Source organism: Phenylobacterium sp. (assembly GCF_041913825.1).
Taxonomy (GTDB): Bacteria; Pseudomonadota; Alphaproteobacteria; order Caulobacterales; family Caulobacteraceae; genus Phenylobacterium.
The window spans coordinates 70,657-86,539 of sequence record NZ_JAYSEO010000006.1; the positions used below are offsets into that span (position 1 = coordinate 70,657).

A 15,883-nucleotide genomic window follows, 5' to 3' on the forward strand; every position below is an offset into this window, starting at 1 on the left:
TATGGCCGACAAGCCCGTCAAGAAGGTCGTGCTCGCCTACTCCGGCGGCCTGGACACCTCGATCATCCTGAAGTGGCTGCAGACCGAATACGGCGCGGAGGTGGTCACCTTCACCGCCGACCTCGGCCAAGGCGAGGAGCTCGGCCCGGCGCGCGACAAGGCGCTGATGCTCGGCATCAAGCCCGAGAACATCTTCATCGACGACCTGCGCGAGGAGTTCGTCCGCGACTTCGTCTTCCCGATGTTCCGCGCGAACACGGTCTATGAAGGCCAGTACCTGCTCGGGACTTCCATTGCGCGGCCGCTGATCGCCAAGCGCCAGATCGAGATCGCCCGCCAGGTGGGCGCCGACGCGGTCTGCCACGGGGCCACTGGCAAGGGGAACGACCAGGTCCGCTTCGAGCTCGGCTACTATGCGCTGGAGCCCGACATCCGGGTGATCGCGCCGTGGCGGGAGTGGAACTTCCGCAGCCGTGAAGCCCTGATCGACTTCGCCGAGAAGCACCAGATCCCGATCAGCAAGGACAAGCGCGGCGAGAGCCCGTTCAGCGTCGACGCCAACCTGCTGCACTCCTCGTCCGAGGGGAAGGTGCTCGAGGATCCGTCGGTGGAGGCGCCCGAGTTCGTGCACATGCGCACGATCGCGCCCGAGGACGCGCCGGACAAGCCGACCGTCATCACCATCGACTTCGAGAAGGGCGATCCGGTCGCCATCGACGGCCAGAAGCTGTCGCCGGCCGCCCTGCTGACCCGCCTGAACGAGCTCGGCCATGACAACGGCGTCGGCCGGCTGGACCTGGTGGAGAACCGCTTCGTCGGCATGAAGTCGCGGGGGGTCTACGAGACCCCGGGCGGGACCATCCTGCTGACCGCGCACCGCGGCATGGAGAGCATCACGCTGGACCGGGGCGCCATGCACCTCAAGGACGAGCTGATGCCGAAGTACGCCTCGCTCATCTACAACGGCTTCTGGTTCTCGCCCGAGCGCGAAATGCTGCAGGCGGCCATCGACCACTCGCAGCTTCCGGTGAACGGCCAGGTGCGGGTGAAGCTCTACAAAGGGAACGTCACCGTCATCGGCCGCACCAGCCCGTGGTCGCTTTACGACCAGGACCTCGTCACCTTCGAGGAAGGCGCCGTGGCTTACGACCACCGGGACGCGGCCGGCTTCATCAAGCTCAACGCCCTGCGCCTGCGCGTGCAGGCCACCCGCGACAAGCGCATCAAGGGCTAGCTGTCGAGCCGACGGTAGGGATAGCGGTCGCGGATCTCGGCCTGGAAGAAACGGCCCTTTGAGCCCGCCTCCACGAAGGAGCGGTGCACCGTGGGCGGCACGCCCACGTACTCGTAGCGCTGGCCGCTGACGAACCGCACGCGCAGGCGGCGGCTCGTCTCATCGTAGTCGATCGCCCGGATCGCGGTGGACGGCACGTCTGGATGAGTCCTCTGCCTCTTCCTGCAACCTGAACGCGCGAGCCTCTGGCGCCGGTTCCCGCCGCGCTGCGTCCGTGCCAAGCTTGGCTGTTCGGGGAGGAACATCCATGCAGACCCATGCCCTGGTGGCGATCGTCACCCTCTGCTCGCTGCTCGTCTATTTCGCCTTCGGGCTCGGCGTCGCGCGCGCGCGACGCCAGACCGGCATCGCCGCGCCGCAGATGACCGGTCATCCCACCCTGGAGCGCGCGGTCCGCGTGCACGAGAACACGCTCGAGTGGCTGCCGATCTACCTGCCGTCGCTCTGGCTGTTCGCGTTCTACTGGAACGACCTCGTGGCCGCGGGCCTGGGCGTCGTCTGGATCGCCGGGCGGCTGGTCTACGCCGTCAGCTACATGAAGGAGCCCGGCAGCCGCGAGCTCGGCTTCGGCATCCAGGCCCTGGCCTGCGGCGTGCTGCTGCTGGGCGCGCTGGGCAAGGCGGCCTGGGTCTATGCGGCCATCGGCTGACGGCCGTCGCCAGACGTGCAAAAACACAGTTGTGGAAACCGCGATTGCGGCTGCGTGTTCAGAGGCATAGATGTCCCAATCGAGGGACGTTCCGTTCGTTCGAGAAGCAGAATGTCAAAAAGATCCGCCGCTATCGCCGCCGTTCTGGCCTTGGCGGCCGGGCTGACGGCGTGCGCAACCGCCACGCCCTACCAACCCAACATTCCGGGCCAGCAAACCTCGGGCGGTTATTCCGAGCTGCGGCTGGAGCAGAACCGCTGGCGCGTGACCTTCGCGGGCAACAGCCTCACCTCCCGTGAGACCGTGGAGGCCTATCTGCTGTTCCGCGCCGCCGAGCTGACGGTGCAGAACGGCTACGACTGGTTCTCCATCGTCGACCGCCACACCGACCGCGACGCCCGCACCTATGTGGAGCCGGATCCGTTCTACCGGCCGTGGTACGGGCCGACCTACGGCTACTGGCGTCCGTCCTGGCGCTACTACGGTCGCGGCTATGGCTGGCGCACCTGGGATCCGTTCTGGGGCGACCCGTTCTGGGCGAACCGCGTGGACGTCCGCACCGTCGAGCGCTTCGAGGCCTCGGCCGAGGTCGTGATGGGCCGCGGCGCGAAGCCCGCGGACGATCCCCGCGCCTTCGAGGCCCGGGCGGTCATCGAGAACCTCCGCCCGCGCATCCAGTACCCGCAGCCCCGCTAAGGGCCGCGTCCGATCAGGAAGAGCCCTCCGGCCGCGCGCCGGAGGGCTTTTGCGCGTCCAGGGCCGCGTCGTAGAGCTCCGGCCGGTAGGCGCGGCGCGCCGCCTCACGGCTGGCGCCTGCGGGCAGTTGGCCCCAGCGGGCCATCTGGTCGAAAAACCAATCGGCATGCTCGACCAGCGGCCGGTTCGCCCCGTCCCGGTGGAAGATGATGTAGTCTGGGTCGTCGAAGGCGTGCCCGCCCGAGGCGCCCGCGCCCAGCAGGAAGAGCCGCATGGCCGCCTCGGGCGCGTCCACCACCGCCGGGTCCGCCAGCAGCCGGCCGAGCGCCAGCCGGTTCTCCGGCGGGTCGGCCCAGGCGGCCGCCCGCTCCAGGGCCCGGATCAGGGCGGCGGTGGTCTGCGGATGGCGCTTTGCAAACCGTGCGGTGACGGCGAACACCTTGTCCGGGCTGCGCGGCCAGATTTCGCAGGCGTGGACCAGCACTTGGCCCAGCCCCTGGATAAGGGCCACCGCGTTCCACGGCGCGGTCACGCAGAAGCCGTCGATCTCGCCGGCCGCCAGCTTCTCCACCATGCGGGCAGGCGGCACCACGACGAGACGCACGTCCCGGTCCGGCTCGACCCCGCCTGCGGCGAGCCAGTGGCGGAGCTCGTAGTTGTGGACCGAGTAGGGGAACACGACGGCGAACGTGAGCGGGGGCAGCCCCCGCGCACGTCGCTGGTCCGCAAGGCGGGCCAGGGGCGCGGCGGTGCGCGGCCGGGCGTCCATAGCCGCGGGATCGATCTCGCGCAGCGCGCCGGCCAGCGCATTCGAGACGGTGACCGCGCTGCCGTTGAGGTTCATGGCGAACGGGGCGGCGAGCGGCTCCGCCGCGGCGCCGCCCAGGCCGAGGTTGGCGGCGATGGCCATCGGGCCCAGCATGTGCGCGCCGTCCAGCGCGCCCACGGCCACCTTGTCGCGGATGTTGGCCCAGGAGGGCTCGCGGCTCAGCGTGACGTTCAACCCCTCGGCCTCGAAATGGCCGTGCGCCTTGGCCACCGCCAGCGCCGCGCAGTCGGCGAGCGCGATGAACCCCAAGGTGAGGTCGGTCTTCTCCAGGCTCATCCTCCCGGCCCTTTCAGGATGTCGGCATAGGCCAGGAGGTCGGCCGCCACCGCCCCGACGGGCCGGCTGGTGTCCATGGCGAGCTTGCGCAGCGTCCGGTACGCGGCGTCCTCGTCCAGGCCGCGCTCCTTCATCAGCAGGCCCTTGGCCCGCTCGATCGTCTTCCGGGCGGCGAGGTCGGCCTGGGCCTTGGCGAGGTCGTCGCGCAGCGACTGCATCAGGCGGAAGCGGGTCAGCGCCACGTCGAGGACCGGCCGCACCCGCTGCGGCGCGAGCCCGTCCACCACATAGGCCGCGACCCCGGCATGCACCGCCGCCTCGGCGGCCTGCGGCTCGGACCGGTCGACGAACATCACCACCGGCCGGGGATTGGCGGCGGTGGCGTCGCGGAGGCTCTCTAGGGTGTCGCGGTCGGGGCTCTCGCAGGCGATCACCACCACGTCGGGCGCGAAGGCCTGCGCCTCGGCCTCGTCGTAGCGGGGGCTGCGCCGGACCTCGAGCGGCTCGATTCCGGCGAGGCCCTCGGCGACCAGGGCCGCGCGGGCTTCGTCGGGGTCGATCACCAGGACGCGCATCGCATCCTTGCTGGCGTGGAGCGACCGCCCGGGGCAAGCGCCCGGGAGGTCATGGGGAGCGGGGAGCGGGCGCGGCGCCTGCTTTTTTGACGCCCGCGCCCAATCATGCGGCGCGCTGGGCCGGGATGGCGGCCACCGGCTCGGCCACGGGCGGCTTCACGCGGTGGGTCGCCCAGAGGGCCAGGCCGGTGAACAGGAACCCGCCAACCAGGTTGCCGAGCGTCACCGGGATCTGATTCCACAGCCACCAGTCGGCGAGCGAGATGTCCGCGCCCAGCAGCATGCCCGTCGGGATGACGAACATGTTGACCACCGCGTGCTCGAAGCCCTGGGCGAAGAAGATCAGGATCGGCAGCCAGGCGGCGGCGATCTTGCCCAGGGTCGACGACGAGACCATGGCCAGCACCACGCCAACGCAAACCATCCAGTTGCACAGCATGGCCTTCACGAAGGCGGTGAGCAGGCCCGCCTCGCCGTGCGTGGCGTAGCCGAGGGTCTTCGCCTCCGCCGCCTTGACCAGAGCCGGGGCGATCCCGGCGGGGTCCGTCGTGCCGGCGTTGGTCAGCACCACCCACAGGAGCAGGCCGTAGAGCATGGACCCTGCGAGGTTCCCTGCGAAGACCAGGCCCCAGTTCGCCAGGACGCGGGCGAACGGGACTTCCTTCTCCAGCCAGGGCAGCGGCAGCAGGGCGAAGCTGCCGGTGACCAATTCCAACCCGAGCAGGACGATGATCACGAGGCCCACCGGGAAGATCAGGGCGCCGACGAGGGGCTGTCCGGTGGACTGGCTGGCGGTGAAGGCGAGGCTGGTTGCGACGCCCAGGAGCGCGCCCGACAGCACGCCGCGGATCAGCAGGTCCTTGGGCGACAGCGAGAGCTTGCGACGGCCGGCGTCCACCATGGCGGCGGCGACGTCGGCGGGTTTGACGTAGTCCATGTTCAGGCTCCTTGGCCGGCGAGCCGGCCCACGGGGATCGGGACGGTACGCGGGGACTGGTCTTTGGCCTGGGCGGCGACTTCGCCGACCAGCAGCAGGACGGGCCCCTCGAAGGCCGCGGCGGCGACGGCGGCGGGCAGGCCTGCCAGGTCGGTGCGGACCAGGCGTGCCTCCGGCCGGCCGGCGTTCTCCACCGCCAGGGCCGGCGTGGCCGGCCGGCGGCCCTCGGCCATCAGCCGCTCGGCCACCGCGGCGGCGGACGCACCGGCCATGTAGAGGGCCACCGTGGTCTCGGGGTCGGCCGCCTCGCGCCAGCCGCCATCCGCGAGGGCGCCGTCGCGGGTGCGGGCGGTAGCCAGCATCAGCCGCCGGGCCTCCCCGCGATGGGTCAGCGGAAAGCCGAACTGCGCGGCCGCGGCGCTGGCGGCGGTGACGCCGGGGACGATCTCCACCGCGACCCCGTTCGCCTCCAGGAAAGCGCGCTCCTCGCCGGAGCGGCCGAAGACCGAGGCGTCGCCGCCCTTCAGTCGCACCACCGTCAGGCCGCGACGGGCGAGCCGCAGCATCAGCCGGTTGATGGTCTCCTGCTTCATGGAGGCCTTGCCGGACCGCTTGCCGGTGCGGATTCGGATGCAGCGCTCGGGCGCGAGCGCCACCGCCTCGTCGCAGACCAGCGCGTCGTAGAGCAGGGCCTCGGCCGTGCGCACCGCCTCGGCCGCCCGCACCGTCATCAGGCCGGGCGCGCCGGGGCCGGCGCTGACCAGGAGCACGCGGCTCATGTCAGCGCTCCGCCGGGATGAAGATGCGCCCCTGCTCCACCAGCACCGGGACGGTGGGCGTGCAGGCCTTGCCCGCGTCGGCGCCGGTGGGATGGCCGGTCTTCAGGTCGATCACCCAGTTGTGCAGCGGGCAGGTGACGGAATGGCCGTGCACGATCCCCTGGCTGAGCGGGCCCTTCTTGTGCGGGCAGAGGTCGCGCAGCGCGAACAGGCTCCCGTCGCCGGCCTTGAAGATGGCGATATCGCCGGTCGGGGTAGCGACGCAGCGCGAGCCGCGGAGCGGCACGTCCTCGGGCGAGCCGACGTCCATCCAGGCGTGGTCGGGGGCGATCAGGGCTTGGGCGGTCATTCGGCGGCCATCCGGCTGGTGTTGGCGAGGGGGCGGAATTCGTGGGACTCGGCGCCCCGGACCCGCTCGGCCCAGGGATCGACCTGCGACACGCGCTGGCTGAACAGGAAGCGCTGGGCGAGCGCCTGGCGGTTGGCGGCGTCGTCGAGAGCGGCCTTCACCGGCTCCAGGCCGATGCGCTCGATCCAGGGCGCGGTCCGCTCCAGGTACCGGGCGTCCTCCCGGTAGAGCTGCATGAAGGCGAAGCACCACTCCATCGCCTCCTGCTCGGTGGCGACCTTGGCCAGGAGGTCCGTGGCCCGGACATGGATCCCCCCGTTGCCGCCCACGTGGAGCTCGTAGCCGCTCTCCACGCACACCACGCCGAAGTCCTTGATGGTCGCCTCGGCGCAGTTCCGCGGGCAGCCCGAGACCGCCATCTTGAACTTGTGAGGCGTCCAGCTCCCCCAGGTCGCCTTCTCCAGCTTCACGCCGAGGCCGGTCGAGTCCTGGGTGCCGAAGCGGCAGTACTCGGAGCCGACGCAGGTCTTCACCGTACGCAGGCCCTTGGCGTAGGCGTGGCCGGAGACCATCCCGGCGTCGTTCAGCACCTTCCAAACCGCCGGCAGGTCCTCCTTGCGGATGCCGAACAGGTCGATGCGCTGGCCGCCGGTGACCTTCATCAGCGGCACGGAGAACCGCTCGGCGACGTCGGCGATGGCCCGCAGCTCGGCCGGCGTGGTGATGCCGCCCCACATGCGGGGCACGACGCTGTAGGTGCCGTCCTTCTGGATGTTGGCGTGCACCCGCTCGTTCACGTAGCGCGACTGCTGGTCGTCCACGTATTCGCCGGGCCAGGCGCAGAGCAGGTAGTAGTTGAGCGCCGGCCGGCAGGCGGCGCAGCCGTCTGGCGTCGTCCACTCCAGCGCCTGCATCACCTCCGGGATCGACTTCAGCGCGCCATCGACGATCCGGCGGCGCACGTGGTCGTGGCCGTGGCGGGTGCAGCCGCACATGGGCTTGGGGCCGGTCGCCTCTCGGAAGCGGTCGCCGAGCTGCAGCGCCAGGAGCTGTTCCACCAGCGGCGTGCACGAGCCGCAGGACGCCGACGCCTTGGTGACCGCTCGCACCCCGTCCAGGCTGTCCAGGGACTTCTCGGCGATGGCGGCGGTGATCGTCCCCTTGCAGACGCCGTTGCAGCCGCAGACCTCGGCGGCGTCGGGCATGGCGGCCACGGCGGCCCTCGGATCGGCGCCGCGCAGGCTTTCGGTGATCTGCTGGCCAAAGACCAGGGTGCTGCGGATGTCGGCCACCTCGGCGCCCGAGCGCATCAGATCGAGGTACCAGGCGCCGTCGCCCGCCTCGCCGAACAGCACCGCGCCCGCGACGCGGCCGTCCCGGACCACGACCCGGCGGTAGACCCCACGCGCGGCGTCGCGGAACACCAGGTCCTCGCAGTCCTCGCCGCCGTTGAACTCGCCGGCCGAGAACAGGTCGACGCCGGTGACCTTCAGGCGCGTGCCGATGGCCGGGGCGGCGAAGCCCTCCGCCGGATCGTCGGCCAGCGTACGGGCGGCCACGCGGCACATCTCCCAGATCGGCGCCACGAGGCCGAAGGTCTGCCCCCGGTGCTCGACACATTCGCCCACCGCCAGAATCGCCGGATCGGAGGTGCGCATGTGGTCGTCCACCACCACGCCGCCGGCGGTGGCCAGCCCGGCGGCGCGCGCCAGGCCGACGTTCGGCCGGATCCCGACGGCCATGACGATCAGGTCGGCGTCGAGCGTGCGGCCGTCCTCCAGCTCCAGCCCCGTGACCCGGCCGCCACGGCCGTGGATCGCCCAGGACTTCGCGCCCAGCAGCGTCTCGACGCCCCGCTCGGCGAGGTTACGGCGCAGCAGGAAGCCCGCCGCGCTGTCGAGCTGCCGCTCCATCAGGGTGTCGACGAGATGGACGACGGTGACGTCCATGCCGCGCCTGGCCAGGCCGGCGGCCGCCTCGAGCCCCAGCAGCCCGCCGCCGATCACCACCGCCGATCCGCCCCGTTCGGCGGCGGCGGCCATGGCCTCCACGTCGTCCACGTCACGGAAGGTGACGACGCCGGCGAGGTCGGAGCCGGGAAGCGGCAGGCGGACGGGATCGGAGCCGGTCGCCAGCAGCAGGCGGTCGTAGGAGACCTCAAGCCCGCCCTCGGCGAGCACCACCTTCGCCTCGCGGTCGATGGCGGTCACCGCGCGCCCCGCATGCAGGGTGATCCCGCTGGCGGCGTACCAGGCGAGGTCGTTGAGCACGATGTCCTCGAAGCGCTTCTCCCCGGCCAGCACGGGTGAGAGCAGGATGCGGTCGTAGTTCACGCGGGGCTCGGCGCCGAAGACGGTGATCTCGTAGCGGTCCGGCTCGCGCCTCAGCAGCTCTTCCAGGGTGCGGCAGCCGGCCATGCCGTTGCCGACGACGACGAGACGTTCTTTCGGGTCCATGCTCGACCTCCGTGCGCCTCCGCGTCGGGCGGGAGGCGGTTGAACACGGACGTCGTTGTCCTTGGGTCCGGCGCTCGGGGCCGGGCGCGAGGCGCCGTTGCCCCGCGAGGTGCCTCGAGGTGGGCGCTCGATCGGCCGAAGCCGAAAGCGGCGCCGGAGGAGTCCGGCCGCACAATCGAGGCGCGATGGCTTTTTGAGCAGCTTCCCGCGCCGCGGCGCCGGAAACTTGGGCGACCGGGCTCGCCCCTAGGTGGGCGGGACCTCCTTCACCGGCTCGCGGGTGCTGGACCAGGCGGCGCCCGCCGCGGCGGCCATGACGGCGGCGACCCCCGCGAGCTGGTGCGGCGCCAGCCGCTCGTGCAGGACGAGGAAGCCGAACAGGGCGCCGAACATCGGCTCGGTGCTGGTGAGCACCGCGAATGTCCGGGCCGGCAGCCTGGGCATGGCGAAGAGCTCCAGCGAGAACGGGATCGCCACCGAGACCAGGGCTACGACCAGGGCCAGCGGCAGCAGCGAGACGTCCAGCAGCGCGGCCCCGGCGTGCGCCACCCCCACGGGCAGCACGAACAGCATGGCGACGGCGGTGGAGAGCGCCGAGGTGGACCGTCCGAAGGCCTCCGCCGCGTGGCGGCCGATCAGGATGTAGCCGGCCCAGGAGCCGGCGGCGCAGAGGGCCGCGGCGATGCCCCACGGATCGAGCCGCGCGCCGCCCGCGCCCGATCCCACCAGCGCCCAGACCCCCGCCCCCGCGAGCACCGCCCAGGCGAAGTCGCTCGGCCGGCGCGAGCCCAGCACCGCGACCGAGAGCGGTCCCAGGAACTGCAACGCGATGGCCATGCCGAGCGGCAGGCGGGCGATGGCCAGGTAGAAGAACAGGATGGCGCCGGCGGTGGCCGCGCCCAGCCCGAGCAGCAGCGAGAGCCGGGGCTTCTCGGGCCAGTCCCGCCAGGGCCTGGCCCAGGCCAGCAGCATGGCCGAGCCCAGCAGCAGGCGCAGCGCCGCCGCGCCCGGCGCCCCCACGGCGGGGAACAGCCCCTTGGCGATGGCTGCGCCGATCTGGAAGGCGGCCGTGGCGGTCACGCACGCCGCCAGCGGCAGCAGCGCCCTCATGCCCGAATGCATACGGCCCCCCGTCTTCTGGACGGGAGGCCGTTAACGCAATCCGTCTCCGTTCAGAAGACGTCGTCTCGCTTAGAAGACGTACTGGGCCCGCACGCTCCAGATCTGCAGCTTCTGGCCGATCTGGGCTCCCGCGGGCGGGGTGAGCGCGCCGGCCCCGAAGGCCGTGCCGCCCGGCGACAGGCGATCGACCTTCACGTCCTGGAAGTTCGCCTGGAAGCGCATGGTGTTGTTGGGCGTCCAGTTGACCCCCAGCGTGGTGACCTTCTGGGATCCGCCGCGCACCGCGTTGGCGGGGGCCGCCGAGCCCGGCGCGCCCGCCCGGTGGTCGAGGTCGAGCTCGGAGTAGCGGGCGCCCACTTCCCAGACGCCCCAGCGGCCGGCCTTCGGGTCGAAGGCCTTCTCGACCTTGGGCGCGTCGAAGGCGCCGTTGGCCGCGTTGTACTTGCGCGGCTGCCCGGTGACGGTCCAGCCCGCCTGGACGTACCAGCCGCCGAACTTCGGGTCGGAGAGGGCGCCGGTCCGGCGTTCCACGCCGATCTTGGAGTACTCGCCCTGCACGTGAAAGGCCTTGTACTGGGCGGCCGCCTCGACGCCCCAGGCGCTGGCCCCCTCGGCGTCGATGTTGCCGGTGTCCACCAGCCGCGTGCCCTCGACCCGGTTCTCCAGGCGCTCGCGCAGGCGCAGGTTGGTGGTCGTCCCGGCCGGCGGCACGTCCGGGCCCGAGGCCGGCGGGTTGATCACCTGCGAGGTGTTGACCCCCAGGTGCACGAGGGCGTGGTCGGTCTTGATCGGGGTCGCGGCGACCCGGGCGACGAAGCCGAGCTGCTCGTCGAAGGTCTGCTGCCCGATGGTCGAGCCGGTGACCACCGCCGAGGCCGTCCAGCGCTCGCCGGAGGCCAGCACGCCGGCGCCGATCCGGCCGTCCGCCGCGGCCATGCCGCGGACCACCTCCGAGATGGCCGCCCGCTCCAGGAACAGCGAACCGTAGGCGGAGGTGGCGTCGTCGATGCCGGCCGGCGGCGCGAAGGCGCCGACGCGCAGCTTGGCCGGCTTGAAGCCGCTGTACTGGATCCAGGCCTGGTTCACCGTCCCGGCCTGCTCCACGCCGGTGCCGGCGAAGTCGAACAGGAAGCTGTAGTCCCAGTCGCCGAAGGCCTTGCCTTCGACGCCGATCCGGGCGCGCCGGAAGTTGGTGCCGTCCGCCAGGTCACGGGCGCGGTCGGCCTCGCCGGCGTCGCCGAGCGAGCCGCGCCGGAAGTCGGTGGCAAGCGGGCCCGCCTTGCGCTGGTCGAAGAGGGCGCCGTCGAGCTGCATCATGCCGCGGAAGGCCGCCGTGAACCGCCCGTCGCCGCTGGCGATGGTCGGCCGGCCGTTGGGAATGCTGACCTTGGCCGCCGCGGGATCGGCCTTCGGCGCGGGCGCCGCTGGCTTCGCCTCGGCCTCGGCGAGGCGGCGGACGAGCGCCTCCAGTTCGGCGTTACGCTGTTCCAGCGCGTCGAGACGGGCCGCCAGGGCCTGGGCCGGATCGCCCGCCGGCTGCGCCTCGGCCGGCGCTTCGGCCGGAGCGGTCGCCTGCGGCGCGTCGTCGGAGTCGATCGCCGCCTGGGCCGGCGCAGCAGCCGCGCCCAGGGCGAGCGCGGCGACGGCGGCGCCGATGGCGCGATGGAAGAGTGAGAGCGAGCGCACGAATATCCCCCGTTATTCGAAGGGGACGTTCAGCGTTGTTGGTAAATGAGGTCTTAACCAGAAGAATAGCGATGGGACACCCGCAGTATCTTAGTATCTATAGCTTGCTCAGCATCGTCACTATTGTTGGTTGTCATCGAACTTTTACAGGTAGATCCCGGTCCGCAGCCCTACCGGAAGCACGAAGCCCTACCCGGCCCGCTTCCTCTCGGCGCCGCGTTGGTAGAGCCATGGTCCGACCGGGTTGGGTATGCCCGGGTCGAACTCCGGTCGGACGCAACCTGCGGGCAAGCGGCGCCTTTCGTTCGCGCGGCCGGCGGCCGGCGGCTCAGGCCTGGGGCGCGGCAAGGCGCCGCGCTATGCCCTCCGCCAGGCTCGGGTGGTAGGTGGCCCGCGCCTCGGCGAAGTACTGGCGCGCCAGAGCCCGACCCCAGTCCCCCTGCCGCAGCAGTCCGGTGTAGAGCGGGTTCACGAACAGGCCGCGCCCGACCGTGGTCAGGAACTGGCGCAGCGACGGCAACGCCGGCTCGTACCGGTTGGCGATGGCGAGCTCCAGCCACGCCGAGCGGACATAGCCGTTGGTCGAGGCCGACAGGCCGAAGGCGCGGTCGAGGTCGGCGAGCTGGGCCGGCGTCAGCTTGCGCGGAAGGTTGTTCAGGAACCGCTGCCACTCCTGGGTGGTCCAGGCCTTGGCCGGCAGGCTGGCGGCCGCCGCGCCCCCGGTGAAGGCCTTCACCGAACGGTCGACAGCCTCGAGACGCTCGGACCGCAGGTGCACGGCGTTGGCCGGCAGGCCCGCCTGATAGGCCCAGGCGTCGAGCTGCAGCTTCGCCTCGAGCGCCGGGTCGCCCTTCACCACCTCGCGCCGGAGGTCGGCGAGGAAGCCGGCGGTGGTCTGCGGCTGGAAGGCGTGGCGGTCGAAATAGCCGCGCAGGTAGGCGTCCCAGCGCTCACGCCCGAGCAGGGTCTCCAGGGTGCGGAGGAAGGTCTCGCCCTTGAAGTAGTCGATCTGGCCGCCCGGCTCGCCGTAGAGCTTCGTCCGTGGATCCGCCGGCCCGCCGAGCTCGCGGATGTCCGACTGGAGCGTGTCCCAGGCGAGATCGGCCTCCATGACCGCCCGTTCGCGGCCGTAGATCGCCTCCATGATCCGGTTCTCGACGTAGCTGGTGAAGCCCTCGTTCAGCCAGACGTCCGGCCAGGTGGCGTTGGTCACCAGGTTGCCCGACCAACTGTGCGCCAGCTCGTGGGCCACCAGGCTGACGTTCGCCCGGTCGCCGGTGATGAAGGTCGGCGTCAGGAAGGTGAGGGTGGCGTTCTCCATCCCGCCGTACGGAAAGGCCGGCGGCAGGACGAGCACGTCGTAGCGGCCCCACCGGTAGGGGCCGTAGAGCCGCTCGGCAGCCTCGACCATCTTCTCGGTGTCGGCCAGCTCGTGGGCCGCCCGGTCCAGCATGGCCGGCTCGGTGTAGACCCCGGTCCGCTTGCCGAGCGGCCGGAAGGCAAGGTCGCCGACGCCCAGCGCGACGAGGTAGGTCGGCACCGGATGGTCCATGCGGAAGCGGAAGGCCCGCTTGCCCGCGCCGGCGGGCTCGCCCTTGGGCGTCAGGCGCTCGGCGCTCATCACTGCGACCATGTCGGCCGGGACCACCAGGCGCGCGCTCCAGGTCTGGCGCACGCCCGGGCTGTCCTGGGTGGGGAACCAGCTACGGTTCAGGATCGCCTGACCCTGGCTGTAGAGGAACGGCTTGGTCTTGCTCGCGGTGAGCTCGGGCGGCAGCCACTGGAGCGCGGTGGCGCCCTCGCCCGCGGCGTAGGCGATCACGACTTTGCGCGCGCCCCCGAGACGGATGGTGAGGGGCGAGCCCTTGTCGCCGTCCTTCGCACCCATCGTCCATTGCAGGGGCCGGCCGGCGGCGTCGGTGACGCGGTCCACCTTCAGGTCGAGGGCGTCGAGCACGATCTCGTCCACGCCGGGCCGGGCGAGCACGTCGAGGGTGGCGGTGCCGCCGATGGTTCGGGCCGCGAAGTCGGCCTCAAGGTCCAGGTGCACGTGGGTGACGCGGGCGTCCCGCGGCCGGGCGTAGGAGCGCTCGTCCACCGCGTCCGGCGTGGTCAGGATCGGCGCCACGTGGCGCGCCTGGGCCCAGGCCGCCGGGCCCGCCGCGATCGCCAGGGCCGAGCCGAGCAGGAGCGTGCGACGGGTGAAGCGGGACATCTGGTTACTCCGGAAACCTTCGCGGCCTGCTTAGCGGCCGGCGTCCGGATCGCCAAACGTCCCGTCAGGCGGGCTCCAGCCGCATGTGCCGGATCAGGTCGTCGACCACGCCAGGATCGGCGAGCGTCGAGGTGTCCCCGAGGTTCGCGGTGTCGCCCTCGGCGATCTTGCGCAGGATGCGGCGCATGATCTTGCCCGAGCGGGTCTTGGGCAGGCCGGGCGCCCACTGGATCACGTCCGGCGTGGCGATGGGGCCGATCTCGCGCCGGACCCAGTCGATCAGCGCCTTCTCGAGCGCGGGGCTCGGCGCCTCGCCGGCCTTGAGGGTGACGTAGCACCAGATGCCCTGGCCCTTCACCTCGTGCGGGTAGCCGACGACGGCCGCCTCGGCGACCTTCGGGTGGGCGACCAGCGCGCTCTCCACCTCGGCGGTGCCCAGCCGGTGGCCGGACACGTTCAGCACGTCGTCCACCCGCCCGGTGATCCAGTAGTCGCCGTCGGCGTCCCGCCGGCATCCGTCGCCCGTGAAGTACTTCCCCGGATAGGTGCTGAAATAGGTCTGCAGGAACCGCTCGTGGTCGTTCCAGACCGTGCGCATCTGGCCGGGCCAACTGTCGGTGAGGCAGAGGTTGCCCTCCGCCGCGCCGTCGAGCAGCGCGCCCTCCGCGTCCACCAGGGCGAGCTTGACGCCCGGCAGCGGGCGGGTGGCCGAGCCGGGCTTCAGCGTCGTGGCCCCCGGCAGCGGCGAGATCAGCACCCCACCGGTTTCGGTCTGCCACCAGGTGTCCACGATCGGGCAGCGGTGCTCGCCCACCACCCGGTGGTACCAGAGCCAGGCCTCGGGATTGATCGGCTCGCCCACCGAGCCCAGCAGACGCAGGGACCGGCGCGAGGTCCGCGTCACCGGCGCCTCGCCGTCCCGCATGAGCGCACGGATGGCGGTGGGCGCCGTGTAGAAGATCTCCACCTTGTGGCGGTCGATCACCTGCCAGCAGCGGCTCACCGAGGGGAAGTTCGGCACGCCCTCGAACATCAGGGTCGTGGCCCCGTTCGCCAGTGGCCCGTAGACGATGTAGCTGTGGCCGGTGACCCAGCCCACGTCGGCCGTGCACCAGTAGACCTGGCCCGGGCGGTAGTCGAAGACGATCTCGTGGGTCCAGCTCGCCCAGGCGAGGTAGCCGCCGGTGGTGTGCAGCACGCCCTTCGGCTTCCCGGTCGAGCCCGAGGTGTAGAGGATGAACAGCGGGTCCTCCGCGCCCATCTCCTCGGCCGGACAGTCGTCCGAGACCTGCGCCGCTTCGGCCTCGTAGGCGAAGTCCCGCCCGGCGGCCATGGCCGTGGCGACGCCGGTGCGGGCCACCACCAGCACCGTCTCCACGCCGGGCGCGCTCTCCAGCGCCTCGTCCACATTGGCCTTCAACGGGATGCGCTTGCCGCCGCGGACGGCCTCGTCGGCGGTGATCACCAGCTTGGAGTCGCAGTCGTTGATCCGCCCGGCCAGGCTGTCGGGCGAGAAGCCCGCGAACACCACCGAGTGGATCGCCCCGATGCGGGCGCAGGCCAGCATGGCGTAGGCGGCCTCGGGGATCATCGGCAGGTAGAGGGTCACCCGGTCGCCCTTGCGTACGCCATGCCGCTTCAGGACATTGGCCATGCGGCACACCTGACGGTGCAGCTCGCCGTAGGTGATGTGGCGCACCGCGGCCGGGTCGTCCCCCTCCCAGATGATCGCCGTCTGGTCGCCGCGTGTCGGCAGGTGCCGGTCGATGCAGTTCCAGGACGCGTTCAGCAGACCGTCCTCGAACCAGCGGATCCGGAAGTCCTTCAGGTCGTAGCTGACGTCCTTCACCCGGGTGAAGGGCCGCGACCAGTGCAGTCGCCCGGCCACCTGCCGCCAGAAGGCGTCGGGATCACGGGCCTCCAGCGTCACCAGCTCCTCGTAGCGGCTCCGGTCGACGAGGGCGTTGGCCGCCCATTCCGGCGGCGGCGGGAGGGACTGGTCGTGGCTCATGGGGATCGT

The 15,883-nt window shown here is 71.6% G+C and carries 14 protein-coding genes; 3 read left to right on the forward strand and 11 right to left on the reverse strand.

Annotated elements, in window-relative coordinates; all coding sequences use genetic code 11:
• The first annotated feature begins 1 nt into the window (after position 1).
• Positions 2–1,234: an argininosuccinate synthase gene (locus ACE3Q8_RS06265; RefSeq protein ID WP_374469394.1), complete on the forward strand. Its 1,233-nt coding sequence runs from the start codon at positions 2–4 to the stop codon at positions 1,232–1,234.
• Here the strand turns inward: ACE3Q8_RS06265 and ACE3Q8_RS06270 are convergent.
• The gene (locus ACE3Q8_RS06270; RefSeq protein ID WP_374469395.1) at positions 1,231–1,431 is read right to left on the reverse strand and encodes a KTSC domain-containing protein; all 201 of its coding nucleotides are present in this window, start codon (positions 1,429–1,431) and stop codon (positions 1,231–1,233) included. The genes ACE3Q8_RS06265 and ACE3Q8_RS06270 overlap by 4 nt on opposite strands.
• Positions 1,432–1,541: 110 nt before the next feature.
• Here ACE3Q8_RS06270 and ACE3Q8_RS06275 point away from each other — a divergent pair, with 110 nt between their 5' ends.
• The gene (locus tag ACE3Q8_RS06275; RefSeq protein ID WP_374469396.1) at positions 1,542–1,943 is read left to right on the forward strand and encodes an MAPEG family protein; all 402 of its coding nucleotides are present in this window, start codon (positions 1,542–1,544) and stop codon (positions 1,941–1,943) included.
• A gap of 111 nt (positions 1,944–2,054) precedes the next feature.
• Positions 2,055–2,639: a hypothetical protein gene (locus tag ACE3Q8_RS06280; protein ID WP_374469397.1), complete on the forward strand. Its 585-nt coding sequence runs from the start codon at positions 2,055–2,057 to the stop codon at positions 2,637–2,639.
• 13 nt (positions 2,640–2,652) lie between these two features.
• On the opposite strand, the gene ACE3Q8_RS06285 is transcribed toward ACE3Q8_RS06280, so the two are convergent.
• The 10 genes from ACE3Q8_RS06285 to acs all read right to left on the reverse strand — a co-directional run bounded on the left by ACE3Q8_RS06285 (position 2,653) and on the right by acs (position 15,874).
• A complete protein-coding gene (locus tag ACE3Q8_RS06285) occupies positions 2,653–3,744 on the reverse strand; it encodes a CmpA/NrtA family ABC transporter substrate-binding protein (RefSeq protein ID WP_374469398.1) in 1,092 nt (363 codons plus the stop codon).
• Positions 3,741–4,319 (reverse strand): ANTAR domain-containing response regulator, encoded by a 579-nt coding sequence (locus ACE3Q8_RS06290; protein ID WP_374469399.1) that lies wholly within the window; start codon positions 4,317–4,319, stop codon positions 3,741–3,743. The genes ACE3Q8_RS06285 and ACE3Q8_RS06290 overlap by 4 nt, the downstream gene beginning before the upstream one ends.
• Before the next feature lie 103 nt (positions 4,320–4,422).
• A complete protein-coding gene (locus ACE3Q8_RS06295) occupies positions 4,423–5,256 on the reverse strand; it encodes a formate/nitrite transporter family protein (protein ID WP_374469400.1) in 834 nt (277 codons plus the stop codon).
• Positions 5,257–5,258: 2 nt separating this feature from the next.
• Positions 5,259–6,035, reverse strand: coding sequence for a uroporphyrinogen-III C-methyltransferase (gene cobA, locus ACE3Q8_RS06300; RefSeq protein WP_374469401.1), 777 nt, complete (start codon positions 6,033–6,035; stop codon positions 5,259–5,261).
• A 1-nt stretch (position 6,036) separates the two neighbouring features.
• The gene (gene nirD, locus ACE3Q8_RS06305; protein ID WP_374469402.1) at positions 6,037–6,384 is read right to left on the reverse strand and encodes a nitrite reductase small subunit NirD; all 348 of its coding nucleotides are present in this window, start codon (positions 6,382–6,384) and stop codon (positions 6,037–6,039) included.
• Entirely contained in the window at positions 6,381–8,840 is a 2,460-nt protein-coding gene (gene nirB / locus ACE3Q8_RS06310; protein ID WP_374469403.1) for a nitrite reductase large subunit NirB, read from the reverse strand. Before nirB ends, nirD begins: the two co-directional genes overlap by 4 nt.
• Before the next feature lie 246 nt (positions 8,841–9,086).
• On the reverse strand, positions 9,087–9,950 hold the full coding sequence (locus tag ACE3Q8_RS06315) for a DMT family transporter (protein WP_374469404.1): 864 nt from the start codon (positions 9,948–9,950) through the stop codon (positions 9,087–9,089).
• Positions 9,951–10,031: 81 nt separating this feature from the next.
• Positions 10,032–11,648 (reverse strand): OprO/OprP family phosphate-selective porin, encoded by a 1,617-nt coding sequence (locus tag ACE3Q8_RS06320; protein ID WP_374469405.1) that lies wholly within the window; start codon positions 11,646–11,648, stop codon positions 10,032–10,034.
• A gap of 328 nt (positions 11,649–11,976) precedes the next feature.
• Positions 11,977–13,863 (reverse strand): M1 family metallopeptidase, encoded by a 1,887-nt coding sequence (locus ACE3Q8_RS06325; RefSeq protein ID WP_374469406.1) that lies wholly within the window; start codon positions 13,861–13,863, stop codon positions 11,977–11,979.
• 64 nt (positions 13,864–13,927) lie between these two features.
• Positions 13,928–15,874: an acetate--CoA ligase gene (gene acs / locus ACE3Q8_RS06330; protein ID WP_374469407.1), complete on the reverse strand. Its 1,947-nt coding sequence runs from the start codon at positions 15,872–15,874 to the stop codon at positions 13,928–13,930.
• Positions 15,875–15,883: the final 9 nt, after the last annotated feature.